The organism is Terriglobia bacterium, from assembly GCA_036496425.1.
Classification (GTDB): Bacteria; Acidobacteriota; Terriglobia; order 20CM-2-55-15; family 20CM-2-55-15; genus 20CM-2-55-15.
Window position 1 is genome coordinate 1 of sequence record DASXLG010000020.1, and the last position, 25,198, is coordinate 25,198.

The 25,198-nt window shown below is 57.8% G+C and carries 22 protein-coding genes; 10 read left to right on the plus strand and 12 right to left on the minus strand.

The features are described from left to right. The 4 genes from VGK48_01110 to VGK48_01125 all read right to left on the minus strand — a co-directional run. Positions 1-425: hypothetical protein (locus VGK48_01110; GenBank protein HEY2379754.1), on the minus strand; the 425-nt coding region annotated here is incomplete at its 3' end. 157 nt (positions 426-582) lie between these two features. Beyond that, positions 583-2,112 (minus strand): NYN domain-containing protein, encoded by a 1,530-nt coding sequence (locus VGK48_01115; GenBank protein ID HEY2379755.1) that lies wholly within the window; start codon positions 2,110-2,112, stop codon positions 583-585. A 27-nt stretch (positions 2,113-2,139) separates the two neighbouring features. Further along, complete coding sequence (locus VGK48_01120) at positions 2,140-2,622, minus strand: hypothetical protein (GenBank protein HEY2379756.1); 483 nt, start codon at positions 2,620-2,622, stop codon at positions 2,140-2,142. 76 nt (positions 2,623-2,698) lie between these two features. Continuing rightward, the gene (locus tag VGK48_01125) at positions 2,699-5,395 is read right to left on the minus strand and encodes an AMP-binding protein (protein ID HEY2379757.1); all 2,697 of its coding nucleotides are present in this window, start codon (positions 5,393-5,395) and stop codon (positions 2,699-2,701) included. 257 nt (positions 5,396-5,652) lie between these two features. Between VGK48_01125 and VGK48_01130 the strand changes: the two genes are divergently transcribed. From VGK48_01130 to VGK48_01155, 6 genes are read left to right on the plus strand one after another with little or no spacing between them, the layout of a single operon-like run. Then, a complete protein-coding gene (locus VGK48_01130) occupies positions 5,653-6,297 on the plus strand; it encodes a hypothetical protein (protein ID HEY2379758.1) in 645 nt (214 codons plus the stop codon). A gap of 10 nt (positions 6,298-6,307) precedes the next feature. Next, positions 6,308-6,904, plus strand: a complete 597-nt coding sequence (locus VGK48_01135; protein HEY2379759.1) for a hypothetical protein — start codon at positions 6,308-6,310, stop codon at positions 6,902-6,904. Between the two features lie 6 nt (positions 6,905-6,910). Further along, entirely contained in the window at positions 6,911-7,831 is a 921-nt protein-coding gene (locus VGK48_01140) for a type II secretion system protein (GenBank protein ID HEY2379760.1), read from the plus strand. A 16-nt stretch (positions 7,832-7,847) separates the two neighbouring features. Next, complete coding sequence (locus VGK48_01145) at positions 7,848-9,377, plus strand: pilus assembly PilX N-terminal domain-containing protein (protein HEY2379761.1); 1,530 nt, start codon at positions 7,848-7,850, stop codon at positions 9,375-9,377. A 50-nt stretch (positions 9,378-9,427) separates the two neighbouring features. Continuing rightward, a complete protein-coding gene (locus VGK48_01150; GenBank protein ID HEY2379762.1) occupies positions 9,428-9,748 on the plus strand; it encodes a DMT family protein in 321 nt (106 codons plus the stop codon). Further along, complete coding sequence (locus VGK48_01155; protein HEY2379763.1) at positions 9,745-10,233, plus strand: GNAT family N-acetyltransferase; 489 nt, start codon at positions 9,745-9,747, stop codon at positions 10,231-10,233. The genes VGK48_01150 and VGK48_01155 overlap by 4 nt, the downstream gene beginning before the upstream one ends. Here the strand turns inward: VGK48_01155 and VGK48_01160 are convergent. Next, positions 10,230-11,711 carry a glycine betaine ABC transporter substrate-binding protein gene (locus tag VGK48_01160; GenBank protein HEY2379764.1) on the minus strand — a complete coding sequence of 494 codons (1,482 nt, stop codon included), beginning with the start codon at positions 11,709-11,711 and terminating at the stop codon, positions 10,230-10,232. The two genes, VGK48_01155 and VGK48_01160, sit on opposite strands and share 4 nt — an antisense overlap. Continuing rightward, complete coding sequence (locus VGK48_01165) at positions 11,708-12,439, minus strand: ATP-binding cassette domain-containing protein (GenBank protein HEY2379765.1); 732 nt, start codon at positions 12,437-12,439, stop codon at positions 11,708-11,710. Before VGK48_01165 ends, VGK48_01160 begins: the two co-directional genes overlap by 4 nt. 120 nt (positions 12,440-12,559) lie before the next feature. Here VGK48_01165 and alr point away from each other — a divergent pair, with 120 nt between their 5' ends. Beyond that, a complete protein-coding gene (gene alr / locus VGK48_01170; protein ID HEY2379766.1) occupies positions 12,560-13,687 on the plus strand; it encodes an alanine racemase in 1,128 nt (375 codons plus the stop codon). A 14-nt stretch (positions 13,688-13,701) separates the two neighbouring features. Here alr and VGK48_01175 read toward each other — a convergent pair whose 3' ends face one another. Further along, the gene (locus VGK48_01175; GenBank protein ID HEY2379767.1) at positions 13,702-14,145 is read right to left on the minus strand and encodes a flavin reductase family protein; all 444 of its coding nucleotides are present in this window, start codon (positions 14,143-14,145) and stop codon (positions 13,702-13,704) included. Positions 14,146-14,211: 66 nt separating this feature from the next. On the opposite strand from VGK48_01175, the gene VGK48_01180 reads away from it, so the two are divergent. Beyond that, positions 14,212-15,174, plus strand: coding sequence for a VWA domain-containing protein (locus tag VGK48_01180; GenBank protein HEY2379768.1), 963 nt, complete (start codon positions 14,212-14,214; stop codon positions 15,172-15,174). Positions 15,175-15,184: 10 nt separating this feature from the next. Here VGK48_01180 and VGK48_01185 read toward each other — a convergent pair whose 3' ends face one another. After that, the gene (locus tag VGK48_01185) at positions 15,185-15,859 is read right to left on the minus strand and encodes an SUMF1/EgtB/PvdO family nonheme iron enzyme (protein ID HEY2379769.1); all 675 of its coding nucleotides are present in this window, start codon (positions 15,857-15,859) and stop codon (positions 15,185-15,187) included. 81 nt (positions 15,860-15,940) lie between these two features. On the opposite strand from VGK48_01185, the gene VGK48_01190 reads away from it, so the two are divergent. Continuing rightward, on the plus strand, positions 15,941-16,375 hold the full coding sequence (locus VGK48_01190) for a CBS domain-containing protein (protein HEY2379770.1): 435 nt from the start codon (positions 15,941-15,943) through the stop codon (positions 16,373-16,375). A 91-nt stretch (positions 16,376-16,466) separates the two neighbouring features. On the opposite strand, the gene VGK48_01195 is transcribed toward VGK48_01190, so the two are convergent. The 4 genes from VGK48_01195 to VGK48_01210 all read right to left on the minus strand — a co-directional run bounded on the left by VGK48_01195 (position 16,467) and on the right by VGK48_01210 (position 23,012). Then, positions 16,467-17,573: a M48 family metallopeptidase gene (locus tag VGK48_01195; protein ID HEY2379771.1), complete on the minus strand. Its 1,107-nt coding sequence runs from the start codon at positions 17,571-17,573 to the stop codon at positions 16,467-16,469. A 70-nt stretch (positions 17,574-17,643) separates the two neighbouring features. Continuing rightward, positions 17,644-19,212: a hydantoinase B/oxoprolinase family protein gene (locus VGK48_01200; GenBank protein ID HEY2379772.1), complete on the minus strand. Its 1,569-nt coding sequence runs from the start codon at positions 19,210-19,212 to the stop codon at positions 17,644-17,646. Positions 19,213-19,217: 5 nt separating this feature from the next. After that, the gene (locus VGK48_01205; GenBank protein HEY2379773.1) at positions 19,218-21,185 is read right to left on the minus strand and encodes a hydantoinase/oxoprolinase family protein; all 1,968 of its coding nucleotides are present in this window, start codon (positions 21,183-21,185) and stop codon (positions 19,218-19,220) included. Between the two features lie 6 nt (positions 21,186-21,191). Continuing rightward, positions 21,192-23,012 carry a hypothetical protein gene (locus tag VGK48_01210; protein HEY2379774.1) on the minus strand — a complete coding sequence of 607 codons (1,821 nt, stop codon included), beginning with the start codon at positions 23,010-23,012 and terminating at the stop codon, positions 21,192-21,194. Positions 23,013-23,098: 86 nt separating this feature from the next. On the opposite strand from VGK48_01210, the gene fusA reads away from it, so the two are divergent. Beyond that, entirely contained in the window at positions 23,099-25,198 is a 2,100-nt protein-coding gene (gene fusA / locus VGK48_01215) for an elongation factor G (protein HEY2379775.1), read from the plus strand.

The following is a 25,198-nucleotide window of genomic DNA, read 5'->3' on the forward strand; positions in this document are numbered from 1 at the left end:
TGGTCGACTGGACCGGCATGCGTACCACGAACGATGCCGTAATATCCGGCACTCGCCATGGAGATCGCCAGGACGATCATTCCCAGATTGAAAACAAGGTGGTGCGGAATGAACTTCTTCGGCGGGAAAGCGCACTGCGCAACAACGCCGCACGATCCGACCAGAATTGCCGGCTGGGTGCCGAGCATCATCAGCGCAACCAGCACTACCGTCGTAATGAGCGAAAGAGAAGAACCGCCGACCAGCCGGACCTTCGCATGTCCGCCCACAATCGCCAGGAAAATCAGCAGCGAGAAGTAGGGGAAGTCGACAGTTCCGGCGTGCAGCAAAGCCTGAAGCAGGCCGCCCGCTCCCACCAGGCCGAACAACACCACGGCCGTGCGTGCCTGCACCGGAAGACTTCCGAATTGTGCCTTCGCGCTCACATCCAAACCTCTTCCTTGTGCTTATCGGCAGAAATGAATAAAAAATTATTGGAAATTCGAAACTGGAAGTTGGAAATTGGAAATCCGATTTCGAATTTGTAATTTCTAGTCTCGAATTTCCAATAGGTTCCGAAACGGTAATCTGGGGCGGCTGCGCCTAGTTGACCGAACCCTCTTCAGGCGGCGAGGTCTTCTTCCTCGTCCGCTTGGCCGGCGCGACGGCGGTCTTTCGGGGCGCGACCGCCTTTCGTTTGATGCCGGTACTGACCCGCCGTTTCCTGGCCGGCTTTTCTTCGGCCAAGGGCTCGGCAGCTTCGGCGGCCAGAGGCTGTTCGGCTTCTTCCACGTCGGTCTCAGGTTCGGATTCGGACTGCGCTTCCGCGCTGTCCTCAGAATCGGAAATAACCGAAGGCGGCTGGTGCAGATGCTGGAGAGTCGGATCATTTTCAACGTCGTAGATCGCCGGCGACGGTGCCGCCTGTTCGTCGCTGCGGCCGCCCGAACGCTGCCCCTGCGCCATCTGATTTCCAGGATAGACTCTGAGAATCCCCTGCCGATTCCGCTCCAGACGGAACAACCCTGCACGCTGGCCGGATCGAACCGCTTCCAGAAAGCTGTGAAACCCGTAACGATGCTCGTCAAATGTCGGCAGAGTGTTCTTGATGAACTGCTTGACGTTCCGCAGATACATCGGCCAGTGCGGCGTAATGTGGGAATTCTGAAACGCTTCCTGCATTGCCCGCACGCCCTCTTCCGCCTGCATTGGTGTCGGCATCGGTGTCGTCACATTCGGAGCGGGCAGATTCGGAGCGGGCAGGCTCGGAACGGGGGCTCCGGCAGGCGCAGCTTCAAGCGCCTGGCCATTGGAGGGGACCACTGCCGGGACAGGAATTGCCGGCGCTTCCTCTTCGCCTTCAACCAGAGATTGATCTTTGAGTTCAACAAGAAGGCTGCGATCGACCTGTTTCAGGTTAACGTATCCGGCGGCCGCCATCTTTTCGATGAAATCACGGAAAGTGCTGGCACCGTAGTCCCGCTCGGTAAAGGTCGAATCCAACTGCAGCAGCGTACTCTTCAAAAGACCGAGCTGCGGCGACACCTCGCGATCCGTCAGGACCTTCAAGGCGCGGCGAACGAGCGGAAACGCTTTTGCGAGATTGGGATCCGCGACAGCTGTGCGCGTGCGTTCGGCGGCTGGCCGCCGCGGGATGGACGGCGCAGAAATCAGATTTTCGTAGGCGATGAATTCATGGCAGTTCTTCTGGAGAATGGCACTGGTAAAATTACGGCCGCCGACCACCAGAACTTTCTTGTCGTACTGTTTGAGTTTTTCGACCAGGGCAATGAAATCGCTGTCGCCGCCGACAATAACAAAGGCATTGATGTGGTTGCGCGTGAAAGCCATCTCGAGTGCGTCCAGCGCCAGGTTGATGTCGGCGCCGTTCTTGTCGCCCCCGGGCGTGAGATTCCGCTGCACCATTTGTATGGCGTGCTGCGTCATGCTCCGGCTGTGTTCGCCGGCCCGCTTCCAGTCGCCGTAGGCGATCTTGGTAACGACTTCTCCGCGTTCCTTTATGGCCTCGAGAACTGCGCCGATGTCGAAGTGGCGATTGAGAGTGCTTTTGACTCCAATCTCGATATTATCGAAGTCGATGAATACAGCGATCTTTAACCTATCCTCTACCATCCACTTAGATTAGCAGAAAATAGGGGCCTATTTCTTGAATAGGTTATCGAACGCGCTGCGGGCATCGGACGGCTTGACCGGGGATACATGGCCCTGAGGGTTGCCGCCGCCGGAATCCCGGGTTTCCCGTTCAATGGATGTCCGGGCCATGAAAAGATCACAATGATTGCGAAGATCCTTCTTCGTGATGCGTTCCGGAATCGGCTGGGTGCATTGGAATTGCGCCGCTGTGTCGAAGTGGCGGCAGTTCTTGCAGGCGTGCAGATCGGCCTTGCATTTCGGGCACTGGCTTTCGTAATTGATTTCGGCGGTGGTCGGAACAATCGTGCCGCATAACGAACAGCGTAAAACTTCCTGGAAGCCAGGCATGTGCATCGGGCGGGGAGCTTCCCTGGCTTTGGACCCACGCGGTCCGCCCTTGGGTTTTTCTCGCGGCTTTTCGGGTTCCCTTGCGCCACGTTCGCGGTCGTTATTATCGTGATAACCGCGTTGGCCGTATTTTCGTTCCATAGATAGGGTCCTGGAGACACATGGTCGCCGGGTTTTCAATCGACAATACGGCAGCCATATCTATAAGGTTACACGCCTATTGGCCTGAGAGTCTCTTTACATCCTTTTGCAATTGCTCGGTGATGGCCGTATAGGGGTCCGCCGCCGTGGCAAACGCCCGCGGATCAATCGGGTCTCCGAAATGAAACTCCACCGGACGGAAGCGGAAGCCGCCCTCCCGGGGCCATGCCTCGAACGTTCCGTGGATGCCCACCGGAACGATAGGCACTCCGAGTTCGTATGCCAGAATGGCGGACCCCTTCTTGAATTCAGCGATCCGTCCGTCGATGGACCGCGTACCTTCCGGGAAAATGAGCATCACATGACCGCGCTTCAGTCCCATGGCTCCGACTTGCATGGCGCGAACCAGATTCACATCGGAGTCGATCGCGACAATCTGGCAAACCTGAGCCAGAAAACGCGAGAAAGCGTTCTTCCAGTAGTCGCTGTAGCCGATGATGAGGATCTTATAAACGACCCGCCTGGGCAGGATCGATACCAGGAGAGGGCCATCCAGAAACGACTCGTGATTCGGACATAGCAGGAACGGCGTCGTCCGCGGCAACTTTTCCATCCCGTAATGCCGCAGCGGCAAGGATATGCCCGCGAAAATTCCAATCATCCGTATGATCGAAAATGAAAGCGGATTGAGCAGTTTGCGCGCCTTGAAAATGTGGTGCGTTTCCGAAACATTGTCCGGAACAGAGCTGAGAATCTCCTTCCAGGAACGGTTGCCGCCGGCGGTCCCGCCGGCGGCTGTCGCCCCCTTCGCCCCCTTCGCCTTCTCGAAAGCCTCGATCAATTCTCCCAGCGTGAAGATGCGGGCCATTTCCTGTTCGTCGATATGCACGCCCAGGCGCGCTTCCGCCAGGCCAAGCAGTTCGACGCGTCCAAGCGAGTCAAAACCGAGATCCAGCTCGACGTTCATCGATGGGCTCAGCACGCCGGCATCCGGCCTGGCTTGCCGGATCAATTCCGCCAGAACCACGCCGGCCCCTTCCCGGAGCTGCGCGTGGTCCGGTTCGGGTTCGCGGACCGGCGTGCCACGGCTGTCCCGAGCCTTGATCCGCTCGTTCTCCTCCTGCTGAATCTCGAAGCGTTTCAATTTCCGCGTAACGGTGCGGGGTAGTGGATCGTTGCGGACAGACAAAGAATGAAGCCGGTAATAGGAAGGAACCTGCTTCGACAGATTTTCGATTTCGAAGCGGATGCTCTCCATGATGGCCGTCTGGCCGCGCTTTCGAAACTCGTCCATATCCGGAACGATAATCGCGTGGAGAACTTCGTCTCCGGGGCCGGCGCCATTCTGCGAAACACCCAGGATGCAAATGTCCTTGATGAAGGGCGAGCGCGAATAGTGCGTCTCGAGTTCTTCGGGATAAACGTTCTCGCCATTTGCAAGGACGATCACATCCTTGCATCGGCCTGTGATGGACAGGTACCCGTTCACGTCGATGACACCAAGATCGCCCGTGCGAAACCAGCCATCTTTGATGGCTTCGGCTGTCTGGGAGGGCGATTTGTAATAACCCTTCATCACAATCGGCCCGCGAATCCACACTTCGCCGATTCCCTGGTCATTCGGGGAATCGATCTGGACGGAGACTCCGCGGACCGGACGGCCGACGGTGCCGATGGAATCCTGCTCCGGCGGTGTAGCCGTCGCGGCAGCCGAGGTTTCCGTCAAGCCGTACGCCTGCGCTATCCAATAGCCGAGTTCGCTGAGGTCGCGAGCGATCTCAGGATCGAATCGGGAGCCGCCGCTCGCGAGCATTTCCAGGTCAGGGCCGATGGCGCGATGAACTTTCGCAAACAGCCTGCGGCGGAGGCGCAGGTCCTTCGTACGCCGTGCCATGCGCCGCATGAATCGAAATGCCGTGCGTGTGAAGAACGGCTGTGATTCGGCCTGAGAGATAATTCGCCGGTGCAGGATGTAGAAGAATTGAGGCACGCAAATAAACAGGGTAATGCGATGCCGGTGAAAAGCGTCGATGATGCGCTGGGGGGAAATGGACGAGAGAAACACCACCGTCGCGCCGATGCATAGCGGACCCAGACCATTCGCGATGAGCGGAAGCACGTGCGAGAAGGGCAGCACCGAAAGGATGCGATGTTCGGCATGGAGATGCAGACCCTCGCTTGTGCCGCGGATTTCATGATTGATATTGTCGAAAGTGAGTTCGACACCCTTGGGATTGCCCGTTGTCCCGGACGTGTAAATCAAGATCGCCGTGTCGGCCGGGTCCGGCTTCTGCAGGGTCGCTCCGCCCTTGTCGGGATTCCCGGATACTGCGCGGTCACAGACCGCGCCTACCGTTTTCGCGACATTCGATCCCTTCGTCCAATTCCCTTCGTCCGCAAAAATGATCCTGCAGCCGGCATGAGTCACAATTCGCTCGATGGCATCTTCCGGAAGCGTTGTGGCCAGCGGCACAGTGACCGCACCGATCTGCATCGCGCCCAGCAGCACGAACACCCATTGCGGCGTGTTCTCCATCAGAATGCCGATCCGGTCGCCGCGCTGGATTCCCTGCCGGGTCAGATGGGACGCCATTAAGGCCGCCTGGTCGAGCACATCGCTGTAGCGGTATTGCTCCAGCTTGTCCTGGTGATCCAGCACGAATGCGAAACGTTCCGGCGCGCGCTTCGCCCAGGCTTCGATCTGCTCGAACATCCACAGCGATGGCAGAGGCTCGCTGAGCGGTGGTCCCGTAGTGGCAGTGAGAAAGGACATATGTAAGGCGGGCCTAGGCCCGCGTTATTTTAGAATAACGCGCACGCCGGCATGCGGCATTATCCCGCGGACACTTTTATTTGACACATATTTATTGCTGCACATTTCCCGCCAACTCATTGTCATGATGAGTCTTATGACTTTATATTAGGTGTACGGCCTGAACTGGATCCGGGAAACTTTCGGGTTGCGGCGTTATGCCCCTAATCTACAATCCGCCTTTGGCCGATAGTGAATGTGTGCCAGAAGGATTTCACATGCCCAGTCCAGGGACGGAAAAGGGATTCTCATTGCTCGAAGCAATGATCGCACTGTTTGTCATATTTGTGCTTGCACGGGTGGCGCTCCCCAACCTGACAAGTATGCAGAAGTTCGGAAGAATCAACGGAGACGCCAGCAGTGTTGCCGGTTTGATTTCGGAGGCAAAGCTCCGTGCCTCTGCTTCCTTCTCACATGCAAGGGTATATGCGGACCTGACGGCCAAGACATATCACCTGGAAATCTGGAACAAAACCAGTTCCTGCTGGCAAACCGACGGAGACAAGAATACGTGCACCGTGGCTGCCAGTCCGGTCCAGAACCTTTCTTCGGGTGTGAGCTTCGGCTACGGCGCGATTTCGAGCGCTCCATCGAATACCCAGCCCACGCTCAGTCAAGCTCCTCTTTGTTACACCGGATACGCAGGACAGGCAGGCAACACGACCACTGTCGCCAACACCGCATGCATTGAGTTCAATTCACGCGGCGTTCCGTCAAATCCGGTCACCAGCGGAAAAGCCGATGCAACCGGCGCATTTTATATAACGAACGGCACGGCGATTTACGGAGTGACGGTGCTCACTTCCGGATCGGTTCAAAGCTGGACCGCCCAGACGGCTCAGAGCAGCTGGCAGCAACGGTGAGGTTCAAGATATGAAGTCCTGCAGAAATTTCTCAGCTTTTTCCGCCCGTTCGCCGCAAGCCGGCTCGACCTTGCTCGAAACGGCGATTGCCTGCTGCATTTTACTGATCTGCGCGGTGGGAGGGTTGAACATGGTGAGTTCGAGTTTCTCGACGACAGAAAATCAGGGACATCTGCTCGCCCGCACTGTCGAGTATTCCCAGGACAAAGTCGAGCAGCTTCTGGCATTGGCCTATTGTGATTCGCAGACCGACACGACGCAGCTGACCGCAGCGGCCACTGGCGGAACAGGACTGGCAGGTTGCCCCGTTCCGCTGCAGAACCCGGCTACCGGGACAAGCGGCATTGGAGGCAGTTCGGATCCCAGTAATCCAGCGACGGGTTACGTCGATTACCTCGACAGTACCGGAACGCTTGTCACCGGTGTCAACGGCGCGGCTCCGGCAACCTGGTTTTACAAACGTGTCTGGCAACTCGCGGCGGGACCGGCCGGCATAACGCAAACGAAGAAGATTACGGTGACAACACGGGTGAAAACACAGGTCGGCGGCGCTCAGGGAAGCCCGCCGCAGGCCACCGTGTCCGTAATCAAGACTTATCCCTTTTAGAGGCCAGTGTTGACGAACAAAGGTTTTTCACTGCTTGAAAGTATGGCCAGCATGGTGATCCTGCTCATCATCTTTGCCGCCATGATGACAGGTATGAATCAGTTGATGAGCATGCAAGGCACTGTGAAGAACAGAACCGAGATGCATGCGGACGTGCGTAACGCGACGGAGTTGCTGCAACAGGAGATCGGACAGGCCGGAAGGATCGCCCTGCCCGCCGCGGTCACAACGACAGCCGCTACGGCAGCCGGCGCGGCGACCGCGGCTGTGAGCTCCACCTCCGGAATGTTCGCCAATATGTATCTGGATGTCGATACCGGCGCCAGCTTCGAAACGGTGCAGGCCACGGGCATCAGCGCCAACGGCTTTGCCGCCACATTCACTTTCGCTCACAGCAACGGCACCCAGGTGCTGGTGTCGGGATCCTTCGGAACCGGGATGGTTCCGCCGGCCGCAGCGCCATCGAGCTATTCGCATGGTTCCACAGACTCGGTTTTAAAGCTGTACGGCGACGTTAACAAAGACGGGAAGGTTTTATACGTGGAGTATACGTGCTCTCCGGGAACAACGTCGTCTCCCGGATATTTATACCGCAACGAGATATCGTTCACGGCAGCCTCAAAGCCCGCGACGAGCTCGAGTATCGTACTGATGAATAACCTTCTACCGAATCCGAACAGTGTGCCGTGTTTCTCGTATCAAACGGCCACGGGCTTGTCGGGCAACACATATATCGTTGATGTCGGCGTCACCTTGACGGTGCAGAGTCAGCTGCAGGATCCCAAGACGCACCAATTCCAGCAGGAAACAAAGGCGCTTTTGAACGTATCGCCGCGGAACATCTTTGAAGCCTGGGAATTGGACAATGCGGGTTCGCTGCAACGCATACAGCCGATGCCGGCGAGCGTGACGGCGCTGTTGCCATAACATGGAGGTTTTGGATATGCACTATCGATCGCCTGAAACCGGATTCGCCCTGGTTCTCGCCTTGATCCTGACGCTGGTCGTGTCCGTGATGGGCGCGTCCGTTATGTTTCTTTCCCAGACTGAAACGCTGTCGAGCCTGAATTACGAGATGATGACGCAGGCGCGCTACGGAGCCGAATCCGGCCTCAACACGGCGGCCAATTACCTGGTGAATACTTATACAGCGCCGATATCGGGCGGAGCGGATGACATCGCCAACTATGACATGACGAAGTCGCCTGTTCAGTACAACGGCGTGGCAGTCGTTTTGTCGGCATCCACCAGCTCGAACTACCCCGTCGCGTCTGTCAAGACGGCATTTTCGAACGCCGCGCAAGGCACTGTTGTCGCGGGACAGACCACAATGAACTATACAGCCACGGCAACGCTGGTCGCGATGAGCCAGGTAACGACGGCAGCCGGTCCGACCACAGTGCAAACATGGAGCATCACGGCGGATGGCACGATCAGCGGAGGGCGAAGCGCCCAGGAAGAGGTGAGCAGCATCGTCGAGCGCCAGGTGACTTGGGCACAGGCCGCAGGCGAGAATTACGCCATGTTCGCCACCGCCAACGGATGCGGCTCTCTAACTATGTCCGGCGGGGTTACGATTGGCAGTTATGACTCCGCGCACGCGACCATAAGTGGCGGAGCTGTCGTTCCGGATACCTATGGTGGCGATATCGGATCGAATGGAAACTTGAACGAAAGCGGCGGCGCCACCGTCCACGGAACCATGTCCACCCCGCGTTCAGGCGTCGGCAATTGTTCAAGCGGGGGCGTGGACGCATGGAGCGACAGTGGCGGCGCTACGGTCACAGGCTGCAGTACCTCTGCTACGTCCTGCGTCTCAGGTGGCCTCGTCCACCTGTCCCAGGCTGTCAGTTTGGCTGCTCCGTCAACGCCGAACCCGGAGCCTCCAACCACAAACCTGAGCATCACGAGCACTACGACGTGTACGTCACTGGGCATCAGCGGCTGCACCGGAACGGCCGGAAACCTGGTTTTCGCTCCAGGATCCTATGGCAATATCAGCCTTTCGGGAGGAGCGAAACTCACGATCAGCGGCGGAGCGTATACAATCAACAGCATCAGCGTCTCCGGAGGTGCTGCCCTGACGGTCAATGCCACGGGTAGTACGCCGGCGATCGTCACTATCGCGGGCCAGAGTAAAACCACTCCTCTCAGCTTCAGCGGCGGAGGCATTACAAACGTCAACGCCAGCAACGTCCCTACGCCGACCAAACTGCAATTTCTTTACGCCGGAACCGGCACGCTTAGTCTATCGGGCGGCACGCAAACGGCTGGCACGGTATACGCTCCAAACGCGGCGATCAGTCTATCGGGAGGGGCGCGGTGGTATGGAAGCATCTCCGGCGCGACGATAAGCGACTCGGGTGGAACAGCCATTTACTATGACCGCGAATTGGGCAACCCCGGCGCTGGCTCGCCCATAGCAACTGTCGGCAATTTCATGATGAACTCGTTCAGCTGGTCCAGATTCTGAAATTTTCCCAGCCGCGGGGTACAAGCCGATATCCCGAGTAGAATTGTGTCATGAAGACGATATTGCTTCTGGCTATATCCAGCGTTTTCATGACATTTGCATGGTACGGCCATCTGCGTTTCCGGGAATCGTCATTATGGATGGCGATCTTGGTCAGCTGGTTGATCGCGTTCGCGGAATATTGTTTTCAGCCCGCCAACCGCGTCGGCTCCTATGAATTTTCACCAGCGCAGTTAAAGACCATCCAGGAAGTCATCACGTTGATCGTCTTCTCGATCTTTTCGGTGACTTATCTTGGCGCTCAATTCCGCTGTAATCATGTGGCCGCCTTCGCGTTCATTCATCGGCGCGGTCTTTTTCATGTTTTATGAATGACGCTGTCGAGCTGATTCCTGCCGAGCGCGCTTCCGACATCGCGAACATACGCGCCCTGTTTGTCGAATACGCGAGATCCCTGGATTTCGATCTCTGTTTTCAAAGCTTCGATCAGGAATTGCTCGATCTGCCCGGTCAATACGCTCCCCCGCGCGGCCGGCTGATTTTATGCCGCGCCGCCGGAACCTCCGCAGGGTGCATCGCTTTGAAGCCGCTGCCAGACGGATTCTGTGAAATGAAACGCCTGTTCGTGCGGCCCGAGTTTCGGGGAAAAGGGATCGCGCTCAAGCTTGCATCGAAGATCATCGAAGAAGCCAGACAGATCGGCTACTCCGCCATGCGGCTCGATACCATCGCCGGCAAAATGGCGGCTGCCATCGCGCTCTACCGCAGACTGGGATTCAGGCAGATCCCGCCGTATTACGACAATCCCATACCGAACGCCGCATACTTCGAGCTTGAACTCAGTTCTAAAAGCTAATTCTTGTCGAGAAAATCCCGGACAACATCTTTAACATCACGGTGTTCGCCGTCGACCGCGTAGTTCATTTTCCGCATCTGCTCGTCGGAAATCTTCCCGCCCAGTTGCCTTAAGGCCTCGCGAACTTCAGGATGTTTCATCACGACGGCGTCGCGTATGACGGGGGCGGCGTCGTACGGCGCAAAGTAGTGCTTATCGTCCTCAAGGACGGTCAAGCCCAACGCGTTGATCAGTCCGTCGGTGGAGTTACCTGCAATGAAGTCCACCTGGTGTTCTGCAGCCGCCTTGTAGGTCAAGCCGAGATCCATGACTCGCGGCGCCGCCGGAAAGCGCAGGTTGTAGATCTTCGCAAGCCCGGGGTACCCGTCTTCCCGCTCCATGAATTCATATCCGAATCCGGCAACCCACTTCGATGTGTGGGGAGCGGCATCCGAAATCGTTTTTAGCCCCAGGCGCTGAGCGTCATCCTTGCGAACAATGATCGCGAATGTGTCATTGAAGCCGAGCTGTTCCGTCCACTCGAGGGCGAATCGAGACTGATATGCGCTCCCCACAGCTTCATAAACATTGCGAGAATCGGTAGACGGAGGGAGCTTCAGGATGGCCGTCAACGCCGTCCCGGTATATTCGACGTATGTATCGATCTGGCCTGCAATCAGCGCGTCATGACACACAAGGGTGCCGCCCAGATTCAGGCGCCGGTCGACCGGCAGGTGTGTCTTACGTTCGATCTGTTGAGCAACGAGTTCGCCAAGGATGACCTGCTCGGTGAAATTCTTCGATCCTACAACAATGCGGTCGGGGTGCGAACAGGACACCAGCGAAACACACAGCAACACGACGCACAATAATTTTGAAAACCTCCGCTCGACCGCCCCGAGTCCGAAATCGGCGATCAATGCCAGGCCCGCAGCCGGAATTGCACCGGCAAGAATCACCCGGCTATCCACCATCGAAACGCCGCGGAAGATATACATGCCGAGGCCGCCCGCTCCTATAGCCGCCGCGATTGTCGCCACGCCAACCGCGATGACTGTCGCGACGCGGATGCCCGCAAAAATGACACCGAGCGAGAGTGGGATTTCCACCTTCCATAGAAGTTGCGCGTCCGTCATTCCCATCCCGCGTCCAGCCTCGCGTATCGCCGGATCGACGCCCGAGATACCGATGAATGTGTTCCGGATAATGGGAAGCAAAGAATACAGCACCAACGCGACGATCGCCGTCCGCGCTCCGATCCCGCCGATAAAGGGCAGTGGAATCAGAAATCCAAAAAGCGCCAGACTGGGCACCGTCTGAACGACGTTGGCGACGGTCATGATCGGGCGGCTGAGCCTGGTATGCCGCGTCATTATGATTCCAAGCGGCAATCCAATTCCGGTTGCGATCGCAATTGAGACGCCAACCATCACGAGATGTTCGAGAGTGAGCTGGAACATCTCGGCCCGGTGCGTCCACATGAAATCGAGAACGTTCATGCGTATGCCTCCGCGAAGGCCCGGGCCTCGGGATGATCGAGGTGGTGAAATTCGCCTGCCGGCACGAGCGCGACCAGACTGCCGTCTTTCATCAGGCCGATCCGGTCTCCGAGGATAAAAGCTTCACGCACGTCGTGAGTCACGAACAGCATGGTTTTGCCGAGACGCTTCTGCAGTGCCCGGAATTCTTTCTGGATTTCCGACCGCGTAATGGGATCCAACGCTCCAAACGGTTCATCGAGAAGCAGGATAGACGGATCTGCCGCGAGTGCACGCGCAACGCCGACCCGCTGGCGTTGACCGCCGGAAAGCTCGCGCGGCAGCCGGGCGGCGAAACGAGCGGGCTCCAGTCCGACAAGCGAGAGCATTTCATCGACCCGCGAAGTTATTTTTTCAGCCGGCCAGGCCTCCAGCGACGGCACCAGGGCAACATTGCGCGCCACGGTAAAGTGAGGAAACAGGCCGATTTCCTGGATGACATAACCGATGCGGCGGCGCAGACGAATCGGTTCCCAATCCGTCGTCTTGCGTCCTTCGATCAGAACCTCGCCGGCAGTGGGCTCCAGAAGCCGGTTCACCAGCTTCAGGGTTGTCGTTTTACCGGATCCGCTTCTGCCCAGCAGAACCACGGTTTCGCCGGCCTCGACCTTGAATGAAACGCCCTCGACCAGGGCCCGGCCGCCGAGCGCATAGCCTACATTGCGGAACTCCACGACTGGAGACGCCATGTGGTGGAGTGTATCAAACGGAGTCGCACAAAGAGTCGTCGTGAGCGACCCCCTGCCGCCCGCTTCGCGGGCGGCAGGGGGTCGCTCACACACCATGTTGAAACCCGTATAATCGAATTCATGTTGTCCTGGGTTGAAATCGACGCGTCGCGGCTTCGCAGCAACATCGACGCATTCCGGAGCGCCACTCCGACGGGTACGTCGATCATGGCCGTCGTCAAGGCAAACGCATATGGTCACGGTCTCGGCGTAACGGCTCCGATTGCGGCCGAACGGGCGGACTGGCTTGGCGTCAACTCCATCGACGAGGCGCTCACCATCACGGAAGCCGGTATCCGGAAGCCCGTGGCTATTCTGGGACACACACCGCTCGATCAACTCGAAGCAGTGGCGCGGAACGGTTACCGCCAGGTTCTTTATCGGCTGGACGTTGCCAAGGCGTTGTCGGATTCTGCCCAGAAACTTGGAACCATGGCGCGCGTTCACCTCAAAATCGAAACCGGCACAAACCGGCAAGGCGTCGGACTGAACGACCTTCCAGGCTTTATCGCCGAAGTTGCAAAACTGCCCGGCATTGAAATTGAAGGTGTATACACCCATTTCGCCAATATCGAAGACACGCTCGACCCGTCGTTCGCAGAATCCCAGACCCGAAAGTTCAGGGATGCTTTGACCATTCTGGAAAGCGCGGGCGTCCGTCCGCAACAGATCCACGCGTCCGCGACGGCCGGTACGTTGCTTTATCCCGACATGGCATTCACGATGGTGCGCGTTGGCATCGGAATATACGGCATCTGGCCGTCGCGCGAAACCCAGCTGGCCGCGCGCGAGCGGGGCAAGCGGCTCGCACTTTTGCCCGTGCTTACGTGGAAGACGCGTGTCGCTCAGGTAAAGCAGGTCGAGACCGGCGAGTATGTGGGATACGGCCTGACGTTTCGCGCAAGCCGTCCGATGAAACTGGTGGTTCTTCCGATAGGCTATTACGACGGCTACGATCGCAAATTGTCCAACTCCGGGCGCGCGCTGATCCATGGACAGCCGGCTCCGATCATCGGACGCGTTGCGATGAATATGACGATGCTGGATGTCACCGATATCGGCGCTCAACTCGACGATGAAGTCGTCCTGCTGGGCCGGCAAGGCAATTCGGAAATCCGAGCCGAAGAATTGGCGGAGAAAATCGGCTCGATTCCCTACGAAGTCGTCACGCGGATCAATCCGCTGATACCGCGGATTAAAACCGGTTAGAAACCATTTATTCCTTAAGCCTTCAGCCAGTGATATTTCCCGCGAAAGTACAGCAACGGATGATCGGGCTGCAATAATTCCGCATTATCCACCTCACCCAGGAATATCAGGTGATCGCCTCCCTCATAAACCTGCATGACCTTGCATTCCATGGCAGCGAGAGAGCTCTTGATCAGAGGCATTCCCAATGGCCCATCGAAGTAAACCGCCGGCGGCCGCTCCGCATCCTTTTTAGCGAATATCCGTGAGACGTCTTCCTGATGTTCGGACAGGATGCTGATGCCGAAGTGTTTCGAATCCCTGAACCATTGGAGACCGCTTAATTTGTGATCCAGGCAAACCAGAACGAGCACCGGATTCAGAGAAACGGAGGTAAATGAATTGACGGTCAAGCCATACGGTTTGCCGTCCTGATCGCGGGTCGTCACGACCGTGATGCCCGTCGCGAAGTTGCCCATTACTTGTCGAAATTGATCTGAACCAACCATAGGGGCCGTATGATAACATCCGCCAGCGAGAATCACATGAGACGCCGGTTTTACGTATTGGCAGTCTTCGCAGCGGTAACGGCCGCAACGGTTATCAGGGCTCAAGTGCGGGTCGACGTCCGGCTCGTCAATGTCATTGCCACCGTCACGGACACGCACGGGAGATACGTATCCAACCTTGCCGCGAACGACTTCACTCTCGAAGAAGACGGTAACGTTCAGGCAATTTCACACTTCAGCCAGGATCAGGAAGTGCCCGTCAGCGTGGGCGTCCTTCTCGATACAAGCGGCAGCATGGACCGGAAAATCCGGACGGCCGTCGATTCCGTCGATCGTTTCATCCACAGGATCCGCCAGGACGACGAAATATTCCTGATCACGTTTTCGGGCCAGGCGGTTTTACGTCAGGACTTCACCGATAATCGCGACAAACTCTCGCAGGCATTGCGCCACATCACGCCGACCGGCGGCACCGCTCTGTACGATGCATTGAATGAAGGTCTCACCAAGCTGCGATCGGCGCACCACAGCAAGCGGGCGTTGCTGGTGATCACTGACGGCCAGGACACCGCCAGCGTGTCGAAGCTCGAACATGCTGTGCAAGCGATTCGCGCTTCGGAGGTGCTGGTTTATCCGATTGGAATTTCCTCCCTGACGTATGCCGGGAACAGTTCGCCGCCGTCAATTAAGGCGGTCTCAGCGCTGATGTTTACAAAAAAGACTTCGGAGAGCCGAAGGGACGATGTCGACTTGAATGTGCTTCGAACCCTTGCCGAAAGCAGCGGCGGACGCCCGTTCCTGCTCGCCGAAAGCTTCAGCGGCCGCGGAGCTCAAATCGAAAAGGTTCTCGATGTCATCGCGGACGAACTGCGCAGCCAATACACGCTCGGCTTCTATCCTGCCCGGCCGGACGACGGACGCTATCATCAGCTCCACGTTAGAGTCCGCACCGGCGATCAGGTCCGCGCGCGGCGCGGATACATCGCGACGGCGTCGTAACCCTGCGCGCCTACAGGTTCTTCACAACACGAAACCCGTAATCCGTGTAGGCAAACTGCGGCGGCAGACTGCTGCGATGCGCAGCGCGCGAAGCCTTGATCTGGTGGCGCCACGAGCCGCCTCGCGAAACGCGCCGCGTTCCTGCTTCCGGACCGGTTGGATTCCGCTCGGGCGAGGACGCGTAATACTCCGCGGAGTACCAGTCCGTACACCATTCATGAACATTGTCCCCGATATTGAACAGGCCGTATCCATTGGGATGCCATTCCGCAACACGGCGCGGCCCCTTCCAGGTATGGGCGTTAAAGTATTCGATGGTGTCGGGCGTTTCATTCCCCCAGGCATACTCGCTGTCCTCGCGCCCTCCCCGGCATGCCTTTTCCCATTCCGCTTCTGTTGGAAGCCGGTATTCCTGCCCTTTCCTTCTCGAAAACCACTCGCAATAGGCAACTGCGGCAAACCAACTCACACCAACCACGGGTTGGCCGGGATCGGCAAAAACGGAACTGGACCAGCCGGAAGGTTCGGCGTAGCCGGTATCCGATAAGAAGCATTCATACTCGCGGCGGGTGGCAGCGGTTTCCGCGATTTCGAATGCATCCAGCCAGACGCGGTGCCGGGGACTCTCCCAGGAATAACGGTTGTCCGAACCCATCCAGAACCAACCTTGAGGAATCAAAACCATATATTTGAATCGTAGTGCAATCAGTCTCCGCTTAAGTTAGTATTGCCCCACCTGGAAACAAAAACAGCCCGGAGGAGTCTTATGGGTCTTCTGAGAATTGCTCGTACGCCCCTCGTGACGGTGAACCCCAATACAACCGTTATGGAAGCGGTTCGGATCATGGACACGGAAAGGATCGGCGCCGTCGCTGTGACTCAAGACGGCCGCCTTATCGGTATGTTCAGCGAGCGCGACTTGATGCTGCGCGTAGTATCCGAACGACAAGAGCCCGCGCGAATTCTAATTCAAGACGTCATGACCTCGCCGGTCGAAACCATTCATCGCGATTCAACGGCAGATGAAGCTCTGAAACTCATGCTCGAAAAGCACATCCGCCATCTGCCGATCGTCGACCGCGACGGCAAGCTCGCAGGAATGATTTCGATGAGAAGCCTTCTGCACGACAAGATCGCAGAGCTTACCGATCAGCTCGATTCACTGGAAGCGTACTTCACCGCTGATGGAGTCGGCGGTTAGTTAAGTCCATTGCACCATCGCATCATTGGAAGTTTTTGCAGTTCTAAATTTGAAATGCAGAAACCTCGAATGATGCAATGGTGCAATAGACTTAACTGACGTTCTGTCCAACGCGATTCGCAGCCAACTGTATGCGATCTTCCACGCAGGGATGGCTGTAGAAGATAAACTCGATAATCTTATTCGGCGTCTTGTTCGCGAGATTGATCTCCGCCAGCTTCTCCATGCTTGAAACGAATGCGAGCGCATCGCCCGTAATATCGAGCGCATAGAGGTCCGCTTCGGTTTCGAGCCGCCGGGAGAAGGAATTGACGAGCGGAAGGATCAGCAGGGACACGCCCGACATTACCAGGGCCAACAACGGGAAATTGGCGGCGTCCGCTATGCTTCGAAACCCGAAATGCAGGGAGAGCGCGGGCATGAGCCGGTGCGCCACATAAAACCCGCCGAAGGTCAGCGCCGATTGCAGTGCGAGGCTTTGCCAGATGTGGTTCTTGACGTGGTGGCACAGCTCGTGGGCCATAATCACTTCGATTTCTTCGCCCGAAAAGTTCTCGATCAATGTGTCTGAAACAATGATCCGGCGCGTGTTTCCCCAGCCGACGACGGCCGCGTTCGCCTTTCGCGTTTTCTCGCCCAGCGCCCACTCGAAAATTCCGCAGACCGCCGTATTGGTGCGGCGGGCGACACGATCGACGCGCTTCTGGAGATCCTGATTTTCGACCGGCCGAAATTTAAAGAACAACGGTAGGAGAAGCACCGGTGCCAGATTCGTCATCACCACGACGAACATGATGAATACCACGCTTGCATATACCCACCAGTTCGCCGGGGAGATTCGGAGGAAGCCATAGACGATCTCGACACCGGCGATTCCGAGCGGAATGCTCAGGGCAATCCCTTTCAACTGATCCTTCACCCAGTCCGCGAGCGACTGGCGTGACAATCCGAAGCGATGCTCCAGGATGTAACCGGAGTAGAAACTCAGGGCCAGATTGAAGACGTTAAAGATCACGCCGAGGCCAATGAAATAAATCGCAATGCTGAGCCACGGGGAAGTGGAGATACCTTCGGCAAACTCGCGCAGGCGAATGCTCAGGCCCGAGCTGACGAGATAGACCAGAATGGCGACATCGAGAATGAACCCGGTGACGCTCGCAAAACGCTTCTGTGATTCGTATCGTTGCGGCTCGTCCATAAGAACACTCGCTATTCAAGATATACGCAACGAGCTTTTTAATTTCAATCGGTGTCTTTGCTAATTCTTGTCAGCTTGCGCCCCACCCTCCGCCGCCCGGTGTCTGGATGGAAAGGATATCGCCGGGCTCGCACCACACAGTGACCTTGGACGGCAATTCTTCCGTTCTGCCACCAACCCGCGTGAGAACGTTTCTGCCCGGGGCTCCTGGAAGACCACCATTCAATCCATAAGGAGAAAATTGACGCCGGTCACATAAAAGCGTTACCTGAGCCCTGGCCAGGAATTGCACTTCACGAATCACTCCGTCGCCACCGCACCATTTGCCGCGTCCACCCGATTCACGGCGGAGACCATAGCTGACCACGCGGATCGGGCAGGCATGTTCCAGGGCCTCGATCGGCGTATTCAACGAATTCGTCATGTGCGTATGAACACCGGAAAGCCCGTCCATTCCCGGCCGGGCCCCCATGCCGCCGGAGACAGTTTCGTAGTAGGCAACCGGCTGATTCGTGCGCGGGTCGACGGCGCCGAACGTAAAGTTATTCATCGTGCCCTGGCTCGCCGCAGGAATCCGATCGGGCATCGCTTCCGCGAGACATTTATATAGAACATCGACAATACGCTGTGACGTCTCCACGTTTCCGCCGCAAACAGCAGCCGGAGGACGCGCATTCACGATCGTGCCTTCCGGCGCGATGATCTCGAGCGGACGCATGCCGCCCGCATTCGACGGGATTGAAACCGCGACCAGCGTCCGGAACACATAGAAGACTGCAGAGGCAGTGATCGCATATACCGCGTTGACGCTTCCTTCCGCCTGCGGCCCTGAATTCGAAAAATCGATCGACGCGCGATTTCCTTTGATACGGATCTTCACACGGATCGCGATCTCCCGGTCGGTGATGCCGTCGTTATCGAGAAAATCCTCGGCTTCGTAAGTGCCGTCCGGAATCAACGAGATCGCGTGCCGCGTCATACGCTCGCTGTAGTTCAGGATTTCGGCGACATAACGCCGGACTTCCGGCCACCCGTATTTGTCCACGATTTCAGCAAGACGCCGTTCGCCGGTTCGATTCGCGCCGATCATGGCGGCCAGGTCGCCTTCCCGCTCGTCCGGAGTCCGTACATTGGCAAGAACGATGTCCCAGACATCGCGATTGATCACACCTCCGGACATCAAAGTGACGGGAGGGATGCGCAGACCCTCCTGATAGATTTCCTCCGCCAGCGGCATGGATCCCGCAGACATGCCTCCGATATCCGACTGGTGGGCACGCGACGCGACATAGAACAGGAGTCTCTCTTTCACAAAAACCCCGGAGACGATAGTCACGTCCGGCAGATGCGTCCCGCCTTTGTACGGATCGTTGAGGATGATCATGCCGCCGGGCCGGATCTCGCGATTCACGATCGCCGCTTTGACGGAAAGCGGCATCGAGCCGAGATGCACCGGCATGTGATCGCCCTGCGCAACCATGTCGCCGCGGGCGTCGAAGATGGCGCACGAATAATCGCGGCGCTCCTTGATGTTGGGTGAGAAGGCCGTGCGCTTGAGCGTGGCTCCCATTTCTTCCGCAATGGCATGGAAGAGGCTTTTGAAGATTTCAAGCTGAACAGGATTAAGTAACGTCGCCATTTTCCTCACAGCCCGCGCCATTCCAGCACCAGATTCGAGTGAGCATCCACTCGACACCGGCACCCCGTCGGCACCAGCGTCGTCGAGCTGTATTCCCCGATGACTGCCGGGCCATCAATAACGTGGCCATACCCCAGAGCCTCCCGATCATAGATTCCCGCCTTCACCTGCTTGCTTTCCATCCAAACCCAACGCGTGTCCATCGCGCGCGCCTTGCCACGCGCTTTCGCCACCTTCTCGAACTTCGGCTTCGGCCTGCGTCCGGCGAACACGGCTCTCACGTTGACGAGTTCCACATCCTTTCCCGGACTCGAATACCCATACCGGCGTTCGTGAACTCTATGGAATTGATCGACAAAACCTGGGCCCAGCGGTATCGTCAGCTCGTAGGCTTGGCCGCGGTACCTCAAATCCACAAAATCATCTGACTGAATTTCGCTTTTTTTGAAACCTTCCCGGGCCATTTCCTCGTGTCCCTTTTTATGCAGTTCGCGGAAAGCGCTCTTCAACTTCCCTGCGGAGCCGTTCGCTTCGATGAGGAGCGTCCGCGAGTAGTCCTTCCGCACATCCGCAAGAAGCAATCCCAATGCGGACAGCGCGCCCGGGAAACGCGGAACCACCACACGTTTCATCCCCAGGCCGCGGGCCAGATGTGCGGCGTGCAATCCGCCGGCGCCGCCAAAGCAAAACAACGTGAAGTCACGAGGATCGTAGCCGCGTTCGACGGAAACCAGCCGGATCGCCTGAATCATGCTGTTATTCACGACGTCGATCACGCCCTGCGCGAGTTCTTCCGGATTTTTCCAGCGGCGGGTCCAGGAAAGCTTCTTCAAAACCGGGACGATCCGGTCCGTCGCCAGCGTCATCGCTCCACCGAGAAAAAATTCAGGAAGCAGGCGGCCCAGAATCACGTTGGCATCGGTCACCGTGAGGCGCTCGCCTTTGCCGTAGCAGATCGGACCCGGCTCGGCGCCGGCGCTTTCCGGTCCGACCTTGAGCGCGCCTCCAGGATCCAGTTCCGCAATGGATCCCCCACCCGCGCCGACGGTATGGATATCCATCATCGCAATACCGACGGGAAGGCCGTCGACTTCGCTCTCGTGCGTGACTTTGATTTCACCCTCGCAAAGCGATACATCCGTGGAGGTGCCGCCCATATCAAACGTGACGATCTTCGGATAGCCTGAAACCTGCGCGACGTGAAAGGCGCCCACGACACCGCCCGCCGGGCCGGAGAGGATCGTTCGCACCGGTTCATCCGCCGCCGTTACCGATTGGACCGCTCCGCCGTTGGACTGCATCACGCGCAATGGAGATTTCGTCAGACCCGCCTGCAAACGGTTCAGATACCGGCTCATCAACGGAGCGAGATAGGCATTGATCACCGTCGTGGAGGTGCGTTCGTATTCCCGATACTCCGGAAGAATCTTTGACGAGAGTGAAATCGGAAGTCCCATGGGCTCCATGGCGCGAAGGATCGCATTCTCGTGTTCGTCATTGGCAAAGGAGTACAAGAGCGAGACTGCAATCGATTCAACATTCTGTTGCTGGAGATATTCGCTGAGATTCTGAAGATGCCGGTGGTCGAGCGGCTTTTGAATGGAGCCGTCATACAGCGTGCGTTCCCGGATTCCGAAACGCAGCCCGTCGGGCACCAGCGGAGCGGGACGCGTGACGAAAATATTGTAGAGTTCCCGCCGGGTCTGGCGGCCGATCACCAGGATGTCCTCGAAGCCTTCCGTCGTCAGAAGCGCTGTGCGCGCGCCTTTGCGCTCCAGTAGCGCATTGGTCGCGACGGTCGAGCCGTGAATGACTTCCTGAACCGCGTCCTGCTCGAGACGAGCAAGCCCCTTCATGATCGCGGCGTCGGGCTCCTGCGGCGTGGAGAGTTCTTTGAACATTTCGATTCTGCCGCCGCGGATGACGACAAAGTCGGTGAATGTTCCACCTGTATCGACGCCGATTCTCAGCAAATCGCCTCAGAAGTAGATGCGGGCCACATCCTGGATGAGGTCACGATTGACGGATGAAAGATCGGGCACGGTTCCCTGCGGATCCCGCTCCCAAATCAAGGCCTGCATATCAGGCATTGCAAGCCGGAAACGGTGAACGGCGACTTCGCGGGCCCAGCTGAAGTATTTTTCCGCTGGGGGAGTCGTTCCGGCCATTTTGATCCAGTCCAGAATCTGCGCGCGTTTGCCGCTGTCGGCCGTGATTTGAAGCGTGGAGCCTTCCGTCGCATCGATGCGGAGCTTCGCCTCCTTCCACCATCCGGCATCGATCAGTTTCAGGTCGAGCATCGTTTTCAGGATAAACAGCGCCGGAAGATCGCCGGAGGATACTTTGCCCTTCGGCACGCCCGTCGGACCGCTGGTGCTGCCTTTGAAGTTGCTCCATAGCTGCCGCGCGTTTTCGAGAGACGCCGGCGGAGCCAGAACCAGAATACGTTCTGCGCGAAAGCCCGAGAATGTTTTCAGATCGGCGGCAGCAGGCTCGTGATCGAAGCGCGTCATCGAACCGCCGGCAACGAAGACTGCATTCGTATTGCTGCGAACCAGAGACACGCCCGACGAAAGACGTTCTGCAACGGGTGTCGCTGTCGAAGCGTCGGTGTGTACGGGAAATGCCGCAATCGCGATCTCGAGGTCCGGTTTCGGCTTCGCGCTATCAGGCTCGCGTGACTGCTCTTGATCCTTCGCCCTATCGGGCTCGGGCTTCGCGGGCGGAGCCGGGGACGCGCTCGCCAGCGGCTCGACCGAGACTGTTGTCGATTTCGGCGTGGGCGCCCAGGTTGCGACCACGCGATTCATCAGGAGCAGATCCCGCGCCGCGGCGCGCAGGTCGTCCGGCGTCATTCCCTGGAGCCACTGCACGCCTTCATCGCGGCGATCGGCGATACCATGGCTGGCAAACCATTCCTGTACGTCCTTGCTGTCGAGATATTCGAATGCGTCCTGCCTTGCCGCGTTCAGGTCCCCGAGGCTCGCCCGGGTGAACTGCAGCCGCTCCAGTTCCTGAAGCAGATTGGCTTCCGCCGGCTCCGGGAACTGTCCGGCGCTCAGCGGCAGTTCGATGCGGTAGTAGTAGGGACGGACGTTGAGAGGCAATAACGTCTGCACTGGCAGGGTCACCACCCGATGGATCAATTTATCCAGCAGCAGAAGCAGGTACCACTCCTTGTAGAACACCGCCGGAGCGGGAGCGGCAAAAATGACGGCGCCGGACGCAAGGTCCGACTTGAATCGCAGCGTGCGTTCTGCTGCAAGACGCGGCGCCGGCTCCTGCGGCCGGTTCGCCGATCCGCGCCGCGGAATCGCAGCGAGCGCATCAAGCAATGATTTTGGCGCCGGGACGGAACTCAGGACGAAGGCATCGCCGGTGGCGTACTCGGGCTCGGACACATTCGCTCCAAGCAAGGCATCGCGGATTTCTTCTTCGACCCTGGCGCGAAAATCCGCAGCGGTAACTGGAGAATTTCCGGCGTCCTCGGAGGGGACATCTTTGAAGAGCCCCGGCAAGTGTTCAAACAACACCGGCGCCGACCAGGATGGGGCCACGATCCGCACCGCCGTGCGATCGATTTCATTCAGGAACTGAATGTCGCCGCCGACTGCATACGCATCAACCAGAAGGGCTTTTGCAGCACCGGTCGAGGAAAAATCTGCGAGGCCTCCCGAAGCGTATCCGGCAACGATCTCGACCGCATCGGAGCCCGCTGGAAGGCTGTCGATCCGGATCCCGTTCGGCAGTGCCGAGGCGAAAAACAGTAAGCCAAGGACGGCGGAAATGGGCGGAAACACTTAATGAGACTAACTTTTGCCGGATGCGTTTACAAGGATGAATATGCTAGATTTCGAAGCTTGATCCCTACAACAAGGAGATATTCGTGAACGTCTACGAAGGCAAAAACATTCGCAATGTGGGCATCGTGGGACACGGAGGAAGTGGCAAGACCTCGCTGGTTTCCGCGATGCTATTCGATACCGGTGCCACCAATCGCCTTGGTCGCGTAGACGACGGGAATGCCCCGACGGATTACGACGAAGATGAAATCGAGCGCAAAATCACCATCTCGACGAAGCTCGCATTCTGCGAGTGGAACAAAAACAAGATCAACGTTCTCGATACACCCGGCTTCGGCAACTTCATCCAGGAAGCCCGCGGCGCACTGCGCGTTGCGGACGCGGCGATCGTTGTGGTCGACGCCGTATCCGGCGTCATGGTGCAGACGGAAAAATCCTGGGCCTATGCCGAGGAATTTCAACTGCCCCGCCTGATCGTCGTCAACCGCATGGACCGTGATACAGCGAGCTTCGAACGATCGCTCGAGTCGATTCAGCAGACGCTCGGCCGGCTGTGCGTGCCCATTCAAATCCCTCTTGGCGCAGAAAAGGGATTCAAAGGCGTTGCGGACCTCGTCCAGATGAAGGCCTTCGTATATCAGACCGACGGCTCCGGCAAATTCAGCGAATCGGCGATTCCCGCCGACGTTGCCGCGCGCGCTCAGGAATACCGCGACAAATTAATCGAATCTGTCGCGGAGAGCGACGAAAAGCTGATGGAAAAGTTCTTCGACAGCGGCACGCTTTCGGATGACGAAATCATCAGCGGCCTCAAAAAACAGGTTTCGGAAGGAAAGCTCTATCCGATCCTCTACACCTCGGCGACGGGCAACATCGGCGTGCAACCTTTGATGAATGCGATTTTGAATCTGCTGCCGGATGCCGTCGCGCGCGGAACGGTTGAGGGCAAGGATGCCCACGGCAAGGATGTCGAGAGAAAGATCGCCGACAGTGAGCCCTTTTCCGCCTTCGTGTTCAAAACATTTTCCGATCCCTTCACCGGCCGCATATCGCTTTACCGCATTTACTCCGGAACACTGACGACGGAAGTCCAGCCGTACAACGTCAACAAGGGCGTGGTGGAAAGATTCGGCGCGCTCGCGCTGCTTCAGGGCAAGACGCAGGTGAGCGTTCCCAAACTTCACGCCGGCGACATCGCCGCCGTCGCCAAACTGAAAGAAACACAGACCGGCGATACGCTCTGCGATAAAGCGCACACGATCACATATTCCCCGGTAAAGTGGGTGGAACCCGTCATTTCGTTCGCCATCGAACCGAAGTCGCGCGGCGACGAAGACAAGATCAGCACCGCCATTCACAAGCTGATGGACGAGGATCTCGGAATCCGATACTCGCGCGAGCCGCAGACCAAGGAATTCCTGCTGTCAGGGCAGGGCCAGATGCACGTGGAAATGGCCGTTGCGCGGCTGAAGAAACGATTCGGCGTCGAGGTACTTCTCCATCCCCCCAAGGTTCCCTATCGCGAGACGATCAAGGGCAAAGCCGACGTCCAGGGCAAGCACAAGAAACAGAGCGGCGGCCATGGTCAATACGGCGACTGCAAGATCCGCATGGAACCCCTTCCGCGCGGCGGCGATTTCGAATTCGTCAACGAGATCTTCGGCGGCTCGATTCCGAGAAATTTCATTCCCGCCGTCGAAAAAGGAATCCAGGAAGCGCGGCTGAAAGGCGTGCTCGCGGGATTCCCTACTGTAGATTTCCGCGTGGTGCTCTACGACGGTTCGTACCACGACGTCGACTCGTCCGAAATGGCGTTCAAGATCGCCGGTTCACTCGCCTTCAAGAAGGGAATCCGGGAAGCAAGACCGATTCTGCTCGAACCGGTCATGAACGTCGAAGTCCACGGCCCGGAAGAATTCGCCGGAGACCTGATGGGCGATCTCAACAGCCGCCGCGGCCGCGTTCAGGGCATGGAGGTTCGCGGCCACACGACGGTCATCAAAGCGCAAGTGCCGCTGGCCGAAATGCTGAGCTACGCCTCCGACCTGACGTCGAAAACCGGGGCCCGCGGCAGCTACTCGATGGAGTTCAGCCATTACGATGAAGTGCCCGCGCACCTTGCGGATAAGGTCATCGCGAATGCGAAGGCGGGAACCACCGGCGAGGAAGAAGAGGAAGCGTAG

Bases quoted from the DNA above. Each gene is read 5' to 3' on its own strand.
- VGK48_01125 (HEY2379757.1), bottom strand. From the start codon at position 5,395: ATGTCCTTTCTCACTGCCACTACGGGACCACCGCTCAGCGAGCCTCTG.
- alr (HEY2379766.1), top strand. From the start codon at position 12,560: ATGTTGTCCTGGGTTGAAATCGACGCGTCGCGGCTTCGCAGCAACATC.
- VGK48_01135 (HEY2379759.1), top strand. From the start codon at position 6,308: ATGAAGTCCTGCAGAAATTTCTCAGCTTTTTCCGCCCGTTCGCCGCAA.
- VGK48_01200 (HEY2379772.1), bottom strand. From the start codon at position 19,212: ATGGCGACGTTACTTAATCCTGTTCAGCTTGAAATCTTCAAAAGCCTC.
- VGK48_01195 (HEY2379771.1), bottom strand. From the start codon at position 17,573: ATGGACGAGCCGCAACGATACGAATCACAGAAGCGTTTTGCGAGCGTC.
- VGK48_01180 (HEY2379768.1), top strand. From the start codon at position 14,212: ATGAGACGCCGGTTTTACGTATTGGCAGTCTTCGCAGCGGTAACGGCC.
- VGK48_01155 (HEY2379763.1), top strand. From the start codon at position 9,745: ATGAATGACGCTGTCGAGCTGATTCCTGCCGAGCGCGCTTCCGACATC.
- VGK48_01175 (HEY2379767.1), bottom strand. From the start codon at position 14,145: ATGGGCAACTTCGCGACGGGCATCACGGTCGTGACGACCCGCGATCAG.
- VGK48_01120 (HEY2379756.1), bottom strand. From the start codon at position 2,622: ATGGAACGAAAATACGGCCAACGCGGTTATCACGATAATAACGACCGC.
- VGK48_01190 (HEY2379770.1), top strand. From the start codon at position 15,941: ATGGGTCTTCTGAGAATTGCTCGTACGCCCCTCGTGACGGTGAACCCC.
- VGK48_01130 (HEY2379758.1), top strand. From the start codon at position 5,653: ATGCCCAGTCCAGGGACGGAAAAGGGATTCTCATTGCTCGAAGCAATG.
- VGK48_01160 (HEY2379764.1), bottom strand. From the start codon at position 11,711: ATGAACGTTCTCGATTTCATGTGGACGCACCGGGCCGAGATGTTCCAG.
- VGK48_01115 (HEY2379755.1), bottom strand. From the start codon at position 2,112: ATGGTAGAGGATAGGTTAAAGATCGCTGTATTCATCGACTTCGATAAT.
- VGK48_01165 (HEY2379765.1), bottom strand. From the start codon at position 12,439: ATGGCGTCTCCAGTCGTGGAGTTCCGCAATGTAGGCTATGCGCTCGGC.
- VGK48_01185 (HEY2379769.1), bottom strand. From the start codon at position 15,859: ATGGTTTTGATTCCTCAAGGTTGGTTCTGGATGGGTTCGGACAACCGT.
- VGK48_01145 (HEY2379761.1), top strand. From the start codon at position 7,848: ATGCACTATCGATCGCCTGAAACCGGATTCGCCCTGGTTCTCGCCTTG.
- VGK48_01150 (HEY2379762.1), top strand. From the start codon at position 9,428: ATGAAGACGATATTGCTTCTGGCTATATCCAGCGTTTTCATGACATTT.